The organism is Arthrobacter sp. 01T428 (genome assembly GCF_056398685.1).
This window is the reverse complement of the sequence record NZ_JBFTPW010000018.1, coordinates 34,325-49,571: the sequence shown is the minus strand read 5'-3', so window position 1 is coordinate 49,571 and position 15,247 is coordinate 34,325. Positions and strand designations below refer to the sequence as shown.

The window sequence follows — 15,247 nt, the reverse complement described above, 5'->3', positions numbered from 1 at the left end:
TTCAGTGCGCGATGAAGACGTTCTTTACGTCGCTGAAGGAATCGAGGGCATCGGGACCCAGTTCGCGGCCCAGGCCCGATTGCTTGAAGCCGCCGAACGGCGTCGAATACCGGACTGAAGAGTGGGAGTTCACCGAAAGGTTTCCGGCTTCCACCCCGCGGGCCACGCGCAAGGCCCGGCCAATGTCTTGGGTCCAGATCGATCCGGAGAGGCCGTATTCGGTGTCATTGGCAATCCGTACCGCGTCCCCCTCGTCGTTGAAGGGAACGACGACGACGACCGGTCCGAAGATCTCCTCCCGCACTGCCGGGTCGTCGAAGGAGTCGGGAGCCAGGACCGTGGGCGGGAACCAGAATCCCGGCCCTTCGGGCACCTCGCCTTGGAAAGCTATGGGCGCTCCCGAGGGCACAAAGCCTGCAACGGTTTCCCTTTGCCGGGCGGAAATCAAGGGCCCCATGACGGTACTTTCATCCGCCGGGTCGCCGACTTTGACAGCCCGAACGGCGGGCTCGAGAAGCTCCAAGAAGCTGTCGTAGGCCGATTTTTCCACCAGGATCCGGGACCTGGCACAGCAGTCCTGGCCGGCGTTGTCGAACGCGCCGCCTGGTGCTGCGGCAGCAGCGGCCTCAAGGTCGGCGTCGGCGAACACGATGTTCGCGCTCTTCCCACCCAGCTCGAGCGTCACGCGCTTCACCTGGTCGGCACAACCGGCCATGATCTGCTTGCCAACCCCGGTGGACCCGGTGAAGACGACCTTTCGCACCGCAGGGTGGGTGACGAAGCGCGCCCCCACAACGGAGCCCTTCCCGGGGATGATAGTCAGCACGCCATCGGGCAGGCCGGCCTCGCGCGCCAGCTCCCCGAGTCTCATCGCGGTCAGCGGCGTAAGTTCCGCGGGTTTGAGTACCACCGTGTTGCCCGCCGCGAGCGCCGGAGCGAAGCCCCACGCCGCGATCGGCATCGGAAAGTTCCACGGCACAATAATGCCGACAACGCCCAATGGCTCGTGGAACGTCACATCGAGGCCTCCGGCAACGGGGATCTGCCGCCCGAAGTGCCGCTCAGGAGCCGCCGAGTAGTAGCTGATGACGTCGCGCGCATTGCCCGCTTCCCAGCGGGCGTTGCCGATCGTATGCCCCGCGTTGCGGACTTCCAGTTGCGCGAGGTTCTCCAGATCGGCGTCGACGGCGGCCGCGAACCGGCGCAGGAGCAGTGCCCGGTCCGACGGCGACACGTTCCGCCAGGTCTCGAAGGCAGCGGCCGCGCGGGCAATCAGCGCGTCCGTTTCGGCGAGGGATGCCAGCTCAACGGTTTGAAGGAACTCTTCTGTGGCCGGATTGATGATGTCAAAAATTGTGGCACTCACGCCCAGCTCTTTTCTGTCGCTGTGAATTCCGTCGATGGGTTGAGGCGCTCAGCGTAGAGTTCCCCGTCCCGGTACCTTCTGGCAGCCTCAATGAATCCTTCGAAGAGCCGCACGTCGGAACGATTTTGTTCAGGATGAAACTGAACGCCCAACGCCCAACTTCCTTGGGTCGATTCGACGGCCTCGACCGTCCCGTCCGCCGCACGCGCGGTGACGCAAAGGCCTTCGGCAACCCGGTCAAGAATCTGGTGGTGATAGACCGGCGCCGATGCCTTTTCACCTAGTAGTTGCGCGCTGATGCTGCCCGGCCGAGTATCGAACTCAACCTCCCCGTAGACTCCGGGAGCAGGTTGGTAGTTCGCCTCGGGCAGCACGTCCGGCACGTGCTGGATGAGGTTTCCGCCCAGGGCCACGTTGAGGATTTGCGCGCCGCGGCAGATCGCGAAGAGCGGAATGCCCTTCTCCAAGGCCGCCAGCGTCAACGAGATATCGTGCTCGTCCCGCTCGGGCTGGCTGCGTGTGCTCGGGTGGGGCTCGGCGTCGTAATTTCCGGGGTCGACGTCGGCGCCTCCCACCACAACGAGGCCATCCACGAGGTCAAGGACGGAAGTATCGGTGCCGATGGGCGGCAGCAGGAGAGGGGTGCCGCCTGCCGCCACCACGGCTTCCAAATACGTTGCCGGCAGTACCGCTGCCCGCGCGTCCCAAATCCCCCATTTCGCGTTTTGAAGATAAGTGGTCAACGCGATGCGAGGAGGCCGGCTTGAACCTGGAGCCTGTGTCTGATTCTGAGTCATCGCCTACAGCCTTTCGAAGCCGCGGCGGAGCTCCCAGTCCGTGATGGCGGACTCAAAAGCTGCCAGTTCGACGTCGGCGTAGTTCACGTAGTGCCGCACCACTTCCTCGCCGAAGACTTCCTTGGCGATCACGGAGTTGGCGAACAGATCCCGCGCTTCCCGCATCGTCGTCGGCACGGTGGGAGCGCCCGAGGTGTAGGCGTTGCCAAGGGTTCCGGGCTCGAGTTCGAGCTCGTTTTCGATTCCGTAGAGCCCGCCGGCAAGCATGGCCGACAGCGCCAAGTACGGGTTGACGTCACCACCCGGTAGCCGGTTTTCCAGCCGGGCGCTCTGACCGTGGCCCACGAGGCGCACTGAGCAGGTGCGGTTGTCGAGGCCCCAGGCCACCGCCGTCGGAGCGAACGAGCCTTTGACGAACCGCTTGTAGGAGTTGATGTTGGGAGCGTAAAAGAGCGTGAATTCCCGCATCGTGGCAAGCACCCCGGCGATGAAGTGATCGTAGGTCTTGGTGCGGGCGCCGGTGGCCTTGTCCCAGAAGACCAGTTCATCGTCGAGTCCGCGAAGGGACAGGTGGATGTGGCAGGAATTGCCCTCGCGCTCGTTGGGCTTGGCCATGAAGGTAATGGATTGGCCCATGTCATGGGCGATGTCCTTGGCCGCGGTCTTGTAGACGGAATGGTTGTCCGCCGTGGTGACCACCTCGTCGTACTTGAACGCGATCTCGTGTTGGCCGAAGTTGCATTCACCTTTGGCTGATTCCACGGTCATGCCGGCTGCGTACATCTCGTTCCGGATCCGGCGAAGCAGGGGTTCCACGCGGCCGGATCCGAGGAGCGAGTAGTCCACGTTGTATTGATTGGCAGGAGTGAGGTGCTTGTAGTCCAGCTCCCATGCCTGCTCGTAGGAGTCGTTGTAGACCACAAATTCAAGCTCGGTTCCGGCAAGTGCCTTCCAACCGCGCTCGGCCGCCTTGGCCGTCTGGCGCTTGAGCATGGCGCGGGGCGAAACGGAGACCGGAGTGCCGTCGGTCGTGGACAGATCGCACTGGATCAGCGCACTCCCCTCGCGATAGGGAAGGACACGGATGGTGTCCAAATCCATGTCGAAGAGCATGTCACCATAGCCCTTTTCCCACGAGGAAATGTCATAGCCATCCACGGTGTTCATTTCGGTGTCAACGGCGAGGAGGTAGTTGCAGCCTTCAGTGCCGTGCTCCAGGACGGAATCCAGGAAGAATTGCGCGTGAAGGAGCTTGCCCTGAAGCCTGCCCTGCATGTCGGTGAAGCCGAGAATCACGGTGTCTATGGCGCCCTCGGCAATCCGCGCCTTGAGTTGCTCAACGGTGAGCATACGGTCATTGCGGGGGTGAACAGTGGTGTCCGCGGTGTTCGAAATGTCGTTCATAGTGCTGCTCATTTCAGTAGTCCCTTGAGTAGTGCGGCAGTGGACTCGCAGTGCAATTCCATGACGCTTCGGGCCGCTGCAGGCTCGCCGTCGAGGATGGCCTGCACTATCAATCGATGCTCTTGGTTTGAATGTTCGATGTTCCGCTGCAGAAAGGGGATTTCCGCGAGGAACTCGTGGATCTTTGTCTGGATGGTAGTGCTGGCTTTATTGAGTTCGGACGACCCCGCAACAGCGGAGAAAGCCAGGTGGAGGCGGGCGTCGGCTTGCCTGTATTCCACCGGGGAACCCGCGTTTTCAACCTCGGCCAAGGAATCAATCAGGAGCTGACGCTGATCCTCGCTGAGCCGCATCGAGGCCGCCCGCTGGCAAGCCCCGGGTTCAATCACGGAACGGAAGATGAGGATGTCGCTGATTTCCCCCTGCCTGTCCTTGTTGTCGAGGCGCTCCGGCGGCCGGGCGTTGCCGACCGGTTCCACGATGGTTCCGCCGCCCCGCCCCCGGACGGTCGTGACGAAGCCCGCGGCTCGCAACGCGCTGATCGCTTCCCGCAGCGTGGCCCGGGAGACCTGCATGCGCTCGGCCAAGTCGCGCTCGGGCGGGAGGCGCTCACCGGTTTTGAAGATCCCCAACTGGATTGCCGATCCCAAGTGCTCAACGCATGACTCGAACGCCATGTGTCCGCGCACGGGAAGCAAGACCGTCTCCAGGAGGGGGGATTCAATCGGTTCGGCGAACAACATGGTGGCCTTCCTTGGTGGGAGGCCGCCGGCGAGAACCGCCGGCGGCCCGCGTGTGTTGCTAGTTGAGCAGCTTATCGGCGTCGATCGTCAGGTGCTCCTGTTCGGCACTCGTCATGAATGTCCGGCGCCCCGTGGTGTACCAAAGCACGGTGGCAAGGAGGAACACGACGACGACGGCGATCGGCGCGTAGTTGAACGTGTCGATGGTGATGTCTGCGACGGGCGGAAGAACGAAGAGGATCACGATGATGGCGACCCACACAATCGCTACCCAGTTGATGATGGGACTCCATTTCCCGAGGTGCCACGGGCCCGGTACGAAGTTCTTATTGAGCCTGCGGAGCAACACCGGGGTGATGTACGCGATGTAGAGGCCAATGACGGCCACGCTCGTTACGGCAAAGTACGCGGTGGTGTTGAACAGGGCTGGTGAGGCGAGCACGATCGCGCAGCCAACGCAGAGCCAGATGGAGTTTGTGGGGGTGCCGCTCCGGGCGTTGACTTTGGCCCAGATGCGGGAGCCTGGCAGTGCATTGTCGCGGGAGAAAGCGTAGGTCATGCGTGAGTTGGCGGTCACTGAGGCCATGCCACAGAAGAATTGTGCGCCCACCACGATGGCCAGCAGGAATTTCGCTACGCCGGGGTTGCCCAATGCATCCAGGAAAATCTGCGCCGGGGGCAAGCCTGTTGCCGTAGCGCCAAGAGTGGTCAGGCCTTCCTCTGAGCCGTCCGGGATCGCCGCGACGAGTGAGTAGAGCAGTATCCAGCCACCAATGATGGAGATGACGACGCTCATGACAATCCCCTTGGGAGCCGCAATGGCTGCGTTCTTGGTCTCCTCGGCAACGTGGGCCGAAGCATCGTAGCCGGTGTAGGTGTACTGCGACATGAGCAGGCCCATGAGGAAGACGTACGGCCCGAAAGTGAAGCCGGTTTCGTTGTGCCACGCGGTCATCGTCCAGTCAAAGGACTGGTGGCTCGTGGGCATGAGCCACAGCGCCGCCACAATGATCGCAACACCCACGATGTGCCACCAGGCCGAGACATTGGACAGGAAACTGACAATCTTGACGCCGAAGCTGTTGAGCAGGGCGTGGATAACCATGAGGACGACAAACAGCGCGAACGTACCGCCCGGGGTGGGCTCAACGCCGAAAGTCAGCGCCGCGAAAGCCATCATTGTTGTGGCGCAGCCGAAGTCGATTGCGGCCGTGACGGCCACTTCACCGAGGAAATTGAACCACCCGACATACCAGGCCCAGGCCCGCTTGTTGCGTTTGGCGAGCCTGCCGGCCCAGAAATACAAGCCACCGGCGGTCGGGTACCGCGAACAAACCTCGGCCATGGAGAGCGCCACGCACAGGACCAGAACACCAACCAGCGGCCAACCCAGGTTGATGGCAGCCGGACCGCCGGACTTGAGCGCAATGCTGAAGGAGGTAATGCAGCCAGCCAAAATCGAAATGATGGAAAACGAGACTGCGAAGTTGGAGAAGCCGGACATGCCGCGATGTAACTCTTGCTTGTAGCCAAGCTCGGCGAGGGCCGCAGCATCTGCGTCTTGCACAGCCTGCACCTTCGCTGCCGTAGAACGATCACTCATGATTATTCTCTTTCTAAACGGAAGGGGGGAACGGGCCGACACCGCTCGCATCGATAGTGACCCAATTCACATCAATCTGTCAATGGTCTGACTTCAGACCACAAACCAACCTCTTCGGAACAGTAAGCTGGAAGGCATGGTTTCTGAGGGCGCGAACGCCGACGGCACATCGCAAAACAGCACGTCACACAACAGCCCGGCACGCAACGCCGCGGCAGACAACGGCACTCCGGAACGCCGCGGGATCACGGTCCGCCGTGCGCCGAAGTTCGTTCCCTTCATGGGACTCGGCGGGGTGCTCGGCATCATTGTTGCCGCGTTCGTTGCCTACGGGATCCCCGGCGACCAAAGTTTCGACACGGGGGCGGTCTTCGGTTTTTTCCTTGTGTCCTTCGCCGCGGGCGGCGTGCTGCTGGGCGCCGTCGCGGCCCTCGTCCTCGACAAAGTCAGCGTGCGGCGTTCCCAGCGTGCCGTCGTCGAGTCCGTGCCCAGCCCCACAGAGGACGACGCCGGGGCATAGGATCCCGGTCACAATGTCGCGTGAGGGAAAGTACCACGCCAACATCATGCGACAATTGACCAGTGGCACGTGGCGACGGAAAACTTTCTCATGATCTTCTCCCCGACGAAAAAGGACCTCAGGACGCTTGTGGCGTCTTCGGGGTCTGGGCGCCGGGCGAAGAAGTAGCAAAACTCACCTATTACGGGCTGTATGCGTTGCAGCACCGCGGACAAGAATCGGCTGGTATTGCTACCAGTGACGGCAAGCGCATCAATGTCTACAAGGACATGGGCCTCGTGTCCCAGGTCTTCGACGAGACAACCCTAAACACCCTCACCGGGCACCTTGCCGTCGGCCACTGCCGCTACTCCACCACCGGAGCAAGCCACTGGGCCAACGCACAGCCCACCCTGGGCGCAACCGCCACCGGCACCGTTGCCCTCGCGCACAACGGCAACCTGACCAACACGGCTGAGCTCCGGGAAATGATCCTCGAACTCAACGGCGGTCAGTTGACCGGCGAAATGAAGCAGGGCAACACCTCGGACACCGCCCTGGTCACTGCCCTCCTCGAAGGCGAAGAGGGCAAGACCCTCGAACAGACCGCGCTTGAGCTGCTTCCCAAGATCCGGGGCGGCTTCTGCTTCGTGTTCATGGACGAAGGCACCCTCTACGCGGCCCGCGATACCTTCGGCATCCGCCCCTTGTGCCTTGGCCGCCTCGAGCGCGGCTGGGTCGTCGCGTCGGAACAGTCCGCCTTGGCAACCGTCGGGGCCAGCTTCATCCGCGAGATCGAGCCTGGCGAGTTCATCGCCATTGACGAAAACGGCGTCCGTTCCCAGCGTTTCGCGGAAGCGACGCCGGCCGGTTGCGTTTTCGAGTACGTCTACCTTGCGCGCCCCGACGCTTCGATTGCCGGGCGCTCCGTGTACGAGTCCCGCGTGGAGATGGGCCGCCAGCTGGCCCGCGAAAACACCCAGGTAGCGGACATCGTCATCCCGGTCCCCGAATCCGGAACCCCGGCAGCGGTCGGTTACGCCGAAGAATCCGGCATCCCGTTCGCGCACGGCTTCGTCAAGAACTCCTACGTGGGCCGCACGTTCATCCAGCCCTCGCAGACCCTGCGCCAGCTCGGCATCCGGCTCAAGCTCAACGCCCTCGAATCCGTGATCCGCGGCAAGCGCGTGGTGGTAGTGGATGACTCGATCGTCCGCGGCAACACCCAGCGCGCCATCGTCAGGATGCTCCGCGAGGCCGGCGCCGCAGCTGTCCACGTCAAGATCTCCTCCCCGCCCGTCCAGTGGCCCTGCTTCTACGGCATCGACTTCGCGTCCCGCGCTGAACTGATCGCCAACGGCGCCACCATCGAGGAAATCTCCCAGGCCATCGGAGCGGATTCGCTGGCTTACATTTCCGAAGACGGCATGATCGGCGCCACCCAGCAACCGCGCGAACGCCTCTGTACCGCCTGCTTCACCGGCCAGTACCCCATCGCACTTCCGGGTTCGGACAAATTGGGCAAGAACCTCCTGGAGCGCACCGACCTCGGCGGGCTGCCGACGTCGGGCATCTCCGCCGAAGCCGTAACCGCGGACTCGGACGACCCGGCCAACAAGCCCGGCGCCACGGGCTGCGATCCCGGACCCGACGCCGAGTTTGAGAACCTGCTGACCGACGCCGATAAGAAAGAGTCCGTATGACCTCCGCATCCTCCGCCGCTGAGAACACAACCGGCATCACCTACGCGTCCGCCGGCGTCGACGTCGAAGCGGGTGACCGCGCCGTCGAACTCATGAAGGACGCCGTCAAGGCGACCCACAACAGCTCCGTGCTCGGCGGCGTCGGCGGTTTCGCCGGCCTGTACGACGTCTCCAAGCTGCTCACGTACAAGCGGCCCCTGCTGGCCACGTCCACGGACGGCGTCGGCACCAAGGTGGCCATCGCCCAGGCCATGGACATCCACGACACCATCGGCTTCGACCTGGTGGGCATGGTGGTGGACGACATCGTCGTAGTCGGCGCAGAGCCGCTCTTCATGACCGACTACATCGCGTGCGGCAAGGTTGTCCCCGAGCGCATCGCGGACATCGTCCGCGGCATCGCCGCCGCTTGTTCCGTGGCGGGCACTGCCCTGGTGGGTGGCGAAACCGCTGAGCACCCGGGCCTGCTGGGTGAGCACGAGTACGACGTCGCCGGTGCAGCTACCGGTGTTGTCGAAGCCGACGCCCTGCTTGGCCCGGACCGCGTCCGCGCCGGCGACGTCGTGATCGGCATGGCTTCCTCGGGCCTGCACTCCAACGGCTACTCCCTGGTCCGTCGCGTTATCAACCACGCCGGCTGGGCCCTTGACCGCCAGGTCTCCGAACTCGGCCGCACGCTGGGCGAAGAACTGCTGGAGCCCACCCGCGTCTACGCCGCCGATTGCCTGGACCTCGCCCGCGCGTTCCCGGTCAGCGGCCTGGGTACTGCGCCCGGCGCCGTGCACGGCTTCAGCCACGTCACCGGCGGCGGCCTCGCAGCCAACCTGGCCCGCGTCCTGCCGCAGGGCCTCGTGGCCACGGTTGACCGCGCCACCTGGGAACTGCCGGCCATCTTCAAGCTGGTGTCCGAGCTCGGCAATGTTCCCCTTGCCGACCTCGAGCGCACGCTCAACCTCGGTGTCGGCATGGTGGCCATCGTGTCTCCCGAAATCGCCGACGCCGCCGTGGCCCGCCTCAACGAGCGCGGCTTGCCGTCGTGGGTCATGGGTACGGTGGCCGCGGACTCCGACTCGATCATCAAGAGCGGTCCGGACTACGTCCAGGGCGCCAAGGGCGTCGACGGCGGCGCCGTGCGCCTCGTGAACGCTTACGCCTAAGGGTTCTTCACGCAAAAAGTGCCCACCCCATTGCCGATCAGGCAGTTGGGTGGGCACTTTTGTTTGAGGCCTAGTTGCTTTCGGCGGCCATGACGCTGAAGGCTGCTCCGGCTGGATCACCGAGGACTGCCATGCGGCCGACGCCAGGGACGTCGAAGGCAGGCGCGAAGACCTGGGCGCCGAGCTCGACGGCCTTCGCCACGGACTCGTTCACGTCCGCAACATTGAAGTAGGTCATCCAGAACGGCGGCATTCCCTCGACGGGCTGCTTCATGGCGCCGCCTACGGACTTCCCGTCCACTACGAGCTGGGTGTATTCCTGCAGGTCTCCGGCCGCGGCCGTCTCGCTGGAGCATCCCGTCACGGATTCGTAGAAGGCGACGGCCTTGGGGACGTCGTTCGTCTGCAGTTCGTTCCAGACCACCGTGCCCGGTTCATTGACCAGCCCGGCGCCGTGGTGGGTTCCGGCCTCCCAGAAGCCAATCTGTGCACCCGTAGGATCGGCTGCGAAGAACATCCGCCCGCTTCCGTTGGGGACGCTGTCCGGCGGGAAGAGAACGTTGCCGCCTGCCGCCGTGACGCGCTCAGCGGCGTCATCTACCGAATCGACGGCGAGGTAGTTGGCCCAGAAGGACGGTGCGCCGGCCGCGGCCATGTCCGGCATCTGCTGCATCATGCCCGCCACGTAGCGGTCCTGCAGCTTGGCCATGTAGTAGGTCATGCCGTTGCCGGCATCCATCGCGTCCAATTCCCAGCCGAACAGATCACTGTAAAAGGCCTTGGAGGCCTCGATGTCCGACGACGACAGGTCCACCCAACATGGGGTTCCCTGCTTGTAGCTATCAACCTGCGGCATTGCTATCCCTTCGTTGAGTAGCCTCGAGCTTAGGCGTGAACAGTCCGGCCGGTGAAAGCGACCAGGCGCTCCAGGCTGGATGCCGTCTCGGCGACTTCCTTGGCCTGGGCGAAGCTGCCGCTTGCGCGGACCTGCTCGCTGATGGTGTTCTGCGCGAGGACCTCGACGTAGTCGGTGAGCTCATCCGCCACCGACACCTCGAAGCCCAGGGCCTTGGAGAAGTCCCAAGCGTGGACCAGGAACTCGAGGTTGAGGATGGAGGCGACCATCGTGGCCGGCAGTTCGGCGAAGCCCATGTCAATGGTGCCTTCGAGTCCGCGGCGATAGAAGGCTTCCAGCGTCGGCTGGGCGAGGTCGGCGATGCGCACCTCGGGCGACTTCCCGGCGTCGTCGGCTACTTCGGCGCCAAGGGCCTTGGCGATGTTGGCAATTGAGCCGGCAAGGTGGTCAAGCAACTGGGACACGTTGAAATCGGCGCACGGAGTCTGGGTCTGCGCGTCGGCCTCGGTCACGTGCGCCAGTACGCGCTGCACGATGGCGAGCGTGGCGTCCGCGGAGGTGAGCTCGTTGAGGTCGGCAGGTGCAGCTGCCCATTCGTCGGCACCGGCGTCGCCCGTGGAGGCCTCGGCGAGGAGACGGTCGAGGTAGTGGTTCCAGCCCTCGGAGTGGCCTGCAAGGGCTTCCGGAGTCGGAAGGCCTTCGTGCACCAAGCGCACGGAGGTGCCGCCATCGGCCGGCTCAAGGGTGATGGCTACCGTGGAGACGTTATCCGCCGGCGCTTCGGGCTGCTCCCAGCCCCAAGTGAAGACGACGCGCTTGCCCGGCTCGATTTCCGTGAACGTTCCCGCCGCGTGGTGACCCGGGGTGATGGTCCAGCGGTACTCGCCGCCAACCTTGAGGTCGACGCGGGCGGCAACGGTCTGCCAGCGGCGGAGGCGTGCGGGCTGCGTGATGAGTTCGAACGCCTGGTCGACGTTGAGGGGAAGAAGAACGGTCTTGTCGTAAATCATGATGATTCCTCTGTTGTTTGAAGGCGGTCGGTGGTGAAGTTTTGTGCGTCAGCGAGGAGCATGTCCAGCTCAGCGGTCCAGAACTGCTCAAAAAGCATCCGGAGTTCTCTCATGCCGTCGTTATCCAAGCGGTAGTAGCGGTTGCGGCCCTCTTTGCGGGCCGCAACGAGGCCTACCTGCTCCAGCAACAACAAGTGCTGCGAGACAGCGGATCTGCTCACCGTGAATTCGCCAGCCAGCTCCGTCACGGTGCGCTCGCCCGCCGCAAGCAGGTGCAACAGGCGCCGCCTGTTCGGCTCCGCGGCAACTTCCAGTCGGTCGAGCATGATTAATACGTTAGCCATCACTAACGCATTCTGTCAATCGCTTCCGAGAGCGCACTATCAACAACTACAGGACCGCAGACAAGAACGCCCTGGTCCGCTCATGCTGCGGGTTACCGATGACCTCTTCGGCGGGACCTTCCTCAATGATCCGGCCGCCGTGCATGAACACCACCCGATCAGCCACGGCGCGGGCGAAGCCCATCTCGTGCGTCACAACAATCATGGTCATTCCCGTCCGGGCCAGGTCCTTCATCACCCTGAGGACCTCGCCCACCAACTCCGGATCCAGCGCCGACGTCGGCTCGTCAAACAGCATCAGCTTCGGCTGCATGCACAGGGCCCGGGCGATCGCCACCCGCTGCTGCTGCCCGCCCGAGAGGTGCCGCGGATAGGTCCCCGTCTTCTCCGACAGGCCCACCTTCTCCAGCAAATCCAACGCCCGACGGCGGACATCCGCCTTGCGGTGCTTGAGCACCCTGATCGGGGCTTCCATCAGGTTCTCCAGCACGGTCATGTGCGGGAAGAGGTTGAAGTGCTGGAAGACCATCCCGATATCGGTCCGGTCGGCGCAGATTTCGTTGTGGGACTGTTCATGGAGCTTGTCCCCCTTGATCCGGTAGCCCACGGCCCTGTCCCCCACCCACAGCAGGCCACCGTCGATCTTCTCCAGGTGGTTCACGCACCGCAGGAAGGTGCTTTTCCCGGAGCCCGAGGCGCCGATCAGGCAGACCACTTCGCCGCTCTGGACGTGCAGATCGATTCCCTTGAGGACCTCATTGTCGCCGAAACTCTTGCGCACGCCTTCCGCGCGTACCAGCGGAAGCGCCTCCGGCGCCTTACGGCTTTCCTTCGTCTCGATAGTCATGACTGGCCTTCCTTTCCTGAGCCTTGTTTTCCTGAGCCTTGCGCGGAATGTACCCTGAAGAATTTCCGCAACCGCTCGGCGGCGGTCGGCGGGACGGAACGGGACGTTCCCCTGGCGAAGTGCCGTTCCAGGTAGCCTTGGCCCACCGTGAACACCGTGGTGACGATGATGTACCAGATACTGGCGACCAGGAGCAGCGGGACAACCTGCAGGTTCTTCGAGTAGATGATCTGGGCGGAGTACAGGAGCTCGGGGACCGCCAGGACACTGACCAGCGAGGTCATCTTGAGCATGCCGATGAACTCATTGCCCGTAGGCGGGATGATGACGCGCATGGCCTGCGGCAGGATCACCCTGATGAGGGTCTGGATGCGGGACATGCCGAGGGCACCCGCGGCTTCGCCTTGACCTTGATCGATGGACTGGATTCCTGCCCGGACGATCTCCGACATGTAGGCAGCCTCGTTGAGGCCCAGGCCAAGGATCGCCGCGGCGAGGGGTGTGATGATCTGGTTGGCGTCGAGGCTGACGCCGGGGATACCAAAGGTGATCACCGGATACAGCGCCGACAAGTTGAACCAGAACAACAGCTGGACCAGGACGGGGGTGCCTCGGAAGATCGTCACATAGGCGCTTGCCGAGGCCTTGACCACGGGGTTTGCCGAAAGCTGCATGACCGCAAGCACTACGCCAAGCCCCACCCCGACAGCCATGCAGACAACCGTCAGGAACAGGGTGATGCCGATCCCGTTGACTATGGCAACGTCACGGAAATACAGGGCCACCTTGTCCCAGCCGAAACGGGGATTGCTCACCGCGGAAATAAGCAACAGGATCACGACGGCGCCTACCGCAGTGCCAGCCACCCATCGCCAGGGGTGCCTGGCCGAGACCACGGTGAACTGTCGGCGGTCCGTTGTTCCCATCTTCGGGACGGTGATCACGGTGCTCATTTCGCACCACTCGCGTCCACGGCATCAGCGCTGATGGTCACCGAGTCCGGGATTCCGTACTTCGCATTGATCGCCTTGTACGTGTCGCCAGCGATCAGCGCCCTGACCGCCGCGACGATCGCCTTGGTCAGGGGCGAGCCTTTGGGCATGGCGATACCTACCGGCGTCGGTTCGAAGTCCTGGTTGCCGGCGAGCTCGAAGGCACCGCCGGAAAGCTTGCTTGCGTAACCCATGCCAACAAGGCCTGAGAGGACGCTGTCCACGCGGCCGGAGATGAGTGCCAGGTTGGCTTCGTTCTGGGAGGGAAACAACTGGATGTCGATCGGCGCTTTGCCGGCGACGACGCACTGCTTCGAAAACGCCGGAAGGGTCTCGATCCCTTGCGTGGTCCCCTTTTCGCCACCCACCTTCGTGCCGCACAGCTTCATCGCGTCGAGGGCCAGCTTCTTGGGGTTGCCGGCCTTGACGGCAAGGCCGGAGCCGCTGCTTTGGTAGGAGGCGAAATCGGCATTCATCTTACGCTCGGCCGTGACATTGAAACCCGAGATGCCGACGTCGTACTTGTTGGAGCTCACGCCCGGGAGGATGGTGTCGAAGGTCGCGGGAACCATCTTGACTTCGAGCCCCAGCGTCTCGCCGACTGCTTTCGCAAAGTCCGCGTCCCAGCCGACAACCGTCTTGCTGTCAGCCGCGTAGAACTCATAAGGCGCGAAGGTGGGGTCGGTACCGACCACCAATGTCCCCTTGGCCTTGACGTCCGGGGGCAAGAGATTCGCGGCGGACTTGTTGAAGGGCGCCGCCGGAATCGCAGCGTCCTTGCCGGGAATCGAACTGGCGGCGGCTTCCTTGCCGGCGTCGAGTGACGCAGTGGTGCAGCCGCTGAGCCCGACGGCGGCGGCCAGCAGCAGAGCGGATGTGGAGATGTATCTAGGACGGTTCATGATTGCCTTTCGCATAGCTTGTTCCATGGTCAACGGCGATGTTGACCACGGTGGTGCCGATATTGACGAGGGCGGGATGCCGAATGATTGCGACCACCCCGTCCATCGGTGAAAAGAAGTCTTTTGGAGGACGCTCGAGTTCTTCCACTGAGTGAACGCGGGCCACGAGCTCTCCGGCCGCGACTTTCTGGCCAAGTCCGACCACCGGCTCGAGGATGCCTGCCATGGTGGAATGGACCGCGGACTGGGCCGTGAGTTCGACCCACTGGATCGGCTCTCCGATCCCTGAGAGGCCGGCGTCCTTGAGCACGCCCCAGTGCCCAAGCAGCGAATGAAGTCCCGTCCGGGCCCTTGCGAGGATCGGCAGGGATACGGTTCCCCTCCCACCGAGTTCGGTCGAGATCATCGGCACGCCGGCCCGATCGGCCGCGCCGCTGATGGAGTCCGCCTTCAGCATGGGCTTCACCACGACGGAATAAGGGGCATTGAATGCGGCGACCGCCGCCACCTTCGCAGCCCATAGCTCCGGCGTCGGTCCTTGGTAGACGAACGCGGACGGCACATACTCCGAGGCGATCCCCCCGGAATGGATGTCCATCACAAAGTCGGCCATGGGGATGAGTTCCTGGGCCACGATCGAGGCGATCTGCAGTGCCGGTCCGCCGTCGGCGCGGCCCGGGAGGGCACGGTTCAGATTGACCCGGTCCACGCTGGAAACACGTCTTCCTTCGCGGACAGCAGGGATGTTGAGGGCGGGCAGGATGATCAATCTCCCGGTCACCTCATCAGGGTTCAAGGTGCGGATGAGTTCCTGGAGAAGGATCTGTCCTTCATATTCGTCGCCATGCGTACCGGCGATCAGGAGGACCGTGGGGCCGTCCCCACCACTCAGGACCGCGATCGGCGAAGGGATGACAGCGGCGTCATTCTCATTGTCCGAATGTTCGATCTCCAGGTAACCCAGCTGCTTGCCGACGGCGGCAAAATCGATGCCGGGTATGCGTGGAATGCGCAGGCTCATAGG

Annotated in this window: 15 protein-coding genes; 3 read left to right on the top strand and 12 right to left on the bottom strand. The window is 63.4% G+C overall.

Annotation, left to right across the window (positions count from 1 at the left end):
* Nucleotide 1: 1 nt before the first annotated feature.
* Genes AC1DJB_RS17750 through AC1DJB_RS17730 form a run of 5 tightly spaced genes read right to left on the bottom strand, consistent with a single transcriptional unit; the run spans nt 2 to nt 5,913 of the window.
* A complete protein-coding gene (locus AC1DJB_RS17750) occupies nt 2-1,366 on the bottom strand; it encodes an aldehyde dehydrogenase family protein (RefSeq protein ID WP_441433533.1) in 1,365 nt (454 codons plus the stop codon).
* On the bottom strand, nt 1,363-2,163 hold the full coding sequence (locus AC1DJB_RS17745) for a gamma-glutamyl-gamma-aminobutyrate hydrolase family protein (protein ID WP_059389935.1): 801 nt from the start codon (nt 2,161-2,163) through the stop codon (nt 1,363-1,365). The genes AC1DJB_RS17750 and AC1DJB_RS17745 overlap by 4 nt, the downstream gene beginning before the upstream one ends.
* Nucleotides 2,164-2,166: 3 nt before the next feature.
* Nucleotides 2,167-3,579, bottom strand: coding sequence for a glutamine synthetase family protein (locus tag AC1DJB_RS17740; RefSeq protein ID WP_441433532.1), 1,413 nt, complete (start codon nt 3,577-3,579; stop codon nt 2,167-2,169).
* Complete coding sequence (locus AC1DJB_RS17735; RefSeq protein WP_284752949.1) at nt 3,576-4,310, bottom strand: FadR/GntR family transcriptional regulator; 735 nt, start codon at nt 4,308-4,310, stop codon at nt 3,576-3,578. Before AC1DJB_RS17735 ends, AC1DJB_RS17740 begins: the two co-directional genes overlap by 4 nt.
* A gap of 58 nt (nt 4,311-4,368) precedes the next feature.
* Nucleotides 4,369-5,913 (bottom strand): amino acid permease, encoded by a 1,545-nt coding sequence (locus AC1DJB_RS17730; protein ID WP_306962019.1) that lies wholly within the window; start codon nt 5,911-5,913, stop codon nt 4,369-4,371.
* A gap of 136 nt (nt 5,914-6,049) precedes the next feature.
* Here AC1DJB_RS17730 and AC1DJB_RS17725 point away from each other — a divergent pair, with 136 nt between their 5' ends.
* The 3 genes from AC1DJB_RS17725 (at nt 6,050) to purM (ending at nt 9,272) form a co-directional block, all read left to right on the top strand.
* Nucleotides 6,050-6,433 (top strand): hypothetical protein, encoded by a 384-nt coding sequence (locus AC1DJB_RS17725; RefSeq protein ID WP_306962021.1) that lies wholly within the window; start codon nt 6,050-6,052, stop codon nt 6,431-6,433.
* A 62-nt stretch (nt 6,434-6,495) separates the two neighbouring features.
* The gene (gene purF / locus AC1DJB_RS17720) at nt 6,496-8,115 is read left to right on the top strand and encodes an amidophosphoribosyltransferase (protein ID WP_284991916.1); all 1,620 of its coding nucleotides are present in this window, start codon (nt 6,496-6,498) and stop codon (nt 8,113-8,115) included.
* The gene (gene purM / locus AC1DJB_RS17715; protein WP_236813108.1) at nt 8,112-9,272 is read left to right on the top strand and encodes a phosphoribosylformylglycinamidine cyclo-ligase; all 1,161 of its coding nucleotides are present in this window, start codon (nt 8,112-8,114) and stop codon (nt 9,270-9,272) included. The genes purF and purM overlap by 4 nt, the downstream gene beginning before the upstream one ends.
* 70 nt (nt 9,273-9,342) lie before the next feature.
* Here the strand turns inward: purM and AC1DJB_RS17710 are convergent, their stop codons facing one another.
* The 7 genes from AC1DJB_RS17710 to AC1DJB_RS17680 are packed head-to-tail and all read right to left on the bottom strand — an operon-like array spanning nt 9,343 to nt 15,244.
* Nucleotides 9,343-10,128, bottom strand: coding sequence for a VOC family protein (locus AC1DJB_RS17710; protein WP_332602945.1), 786 nt, complete (start codon nt 10,126-10,128; stop codon nt 9,343-9,345).
* 29 nt (nt 10,129-10,157) lie between these two features.
* Complete coding sequence (locus AC1DJB_RS17705) at nt 10,158-11,138, bottom strand: TIGR03086 family metal-binding protein (protein ID WP_332602944.1); 981 nt, start codon at nt 11,136-11,138, stop codon at nt 10,158-10,160.
* Nucleotides 11,135-11,482 (bottom strand): ArsR/SmtB family transcription factor, encoded by a 348-nt coding sequence (locus AC1DJB_RS17700; RefSeq protein ID WP_476910609.1) that lies wholly within the window; start codon nt 11,480-11,482, stop codon nt 11,135-11,137. The genes AC1DJB_RS17705 and AC1DJB_RS17700 overlap by 4 nt, the downstream gene beginning before the upstream one ends.
* A gap of 46 nt (nt 11,483-11,528) precedes the next feature.
* Complete coding sequence (locus AC1DJB_RS17695) at nt 11,529-12,329, bottom strand: amino acid ABC transporter ATP-binding protein (RefSeq protein ID WP_476910608.1); 801 nt, start codon at nt 12,327-12,329, stop codon at nt 11,529-11,531.
* Entirely contained in the window at nt 12,326-13,282 is a 957-nt protein-coding gene (locus AC1DJB_RS17690) for an amino acid ABC transporter permease (RefSeq protein WP_441433527.1), read from the bottom strand. Before AC1DJB_RS17690 ends, AC1DJB_RS17695 begins: the two co-directional genes overlap by 4 nt.
* Nucleotides 13,279-14,223 (bottom strand): ABC transporter substrate-binding protein, encoded by a 945-nt coding sequence (locus AC1DJB_RS17685; protein WP_441433526.1) that lies wholly within the window; start codon nt 14,221-14,223, stop codon nt 13,279-13,281. Before AC1DJB_RS17685 ends, AC1DJB_RS17690 begins: the two co-directional genes overlap by 4 nt.
* On the bottom strand, nt 14,210-15,244 hold the full coding sequence (locus AC1DJB_RS17680; RefSeq protein ID WP_476910607.1) for a succinylglutamate desuccinylase/aspartoacylase family protein: 1,035 nt from the start codon (nt 15,242-15,244) through the stop codon (nt 14,210-14,212). Before AC1DJB_RS17680 ends, AC1DJB_RS17685 begins: the two co-directional genes overlap by 14 nt.
* Nucleotides 15,245-15,247: the final 3 nt, after the last annotated feature.

Coding starts and splice junctions, on each gene's coding strand:
- AC1DJB_RS17725 (WP_306962021.1), top strand. CDS start 6,050: ATGGTTTCTGAGGGCGCGAACGCCGACGGCACATCGCAAAACAGCACG.
- AC1DJB_RS17710 (WP_332602945.1), bottom strand. CDS start 10,128: ATGCCGCAGGTTGATAGCTACAAGCAGGGAACCCCATGTTGGGTGGAC.
- AC1DJB_RS17705 (WP_332602944.1), bottom strand. CDS start 11,138: ATGATTTACGACAAGACCGTTCTTCTTCCCCTCAACGTCGACCAGGCG.
- AC1DJB_RS17735 (WP_284752949.1), bottom strand. CDS start 4,310: ATGTTGTTCGCCGAACCGATTGAATCCCCCCTCCTGGAGACGGTCTTG.
- AC1DJB_RS17695 (WP_476910608.1), bottom strand. CDS start 12,329: ATGACTATCGAGACGAAGGAAAGCCGTAAGGCGCCGGAGGCGCTTCCG.
- AC1DJB_RS17690 (WP_441433527.1), bottom strand. CDS start 13,282: ATGAGCACCGTGATCACCGTCCCGAAGATGGGAACAACGGACCGCCGA.
- AC1DJB_RS17700 (WP_476910609.1), bottom strand. CDS start 11,482: ATGGCTAACGTATTAATCATGCTCGACCGACTGGAAGTTGCCGCGGAG.
- purM (WP_236813108.1), top strand. CDS start 8,112: ATGACCTCCGCATCCTCCGCCGCTGAGAACACAACCGGCATCACCTAC.
- AC1DJB_RS17740 (WP_441433532.1), bottom strand. CDS start 3,579: ATGAGCAGCACTATGAACGACATTTCGAACACCGCGGACACCACTGTT.
- AC1DJB_RS17730 (WP_306962019.1), bottom strand. CDS start 5,913: ATGAGTGATCGTTCTACGGCAGCGAAGGTGCAGGCTGTGCAAGACGCA.
- AC1DJB_RS17685 (WP_441433526.1), bottom strand. CDS start 14,223: ATGAACCGTCCTAGATACATCTCCACATCCGCTCTGCTGCTGGCCGCC.
- AC1DJB_RS17680 (WP_476910607.1), bottom strand. CDS start 15,244: ATGAGCCTGCGCATTCCACGCATACCCGGCATCGATTTTGCCGCCGTC.
- AC1DJB_RS17745 (WP_059389935.1), bottom strand. CDS start 2,163: ATGACTCAGAATCAGACACAGGCTCCAGGTTCAAGCCGGCCTCCTCGC.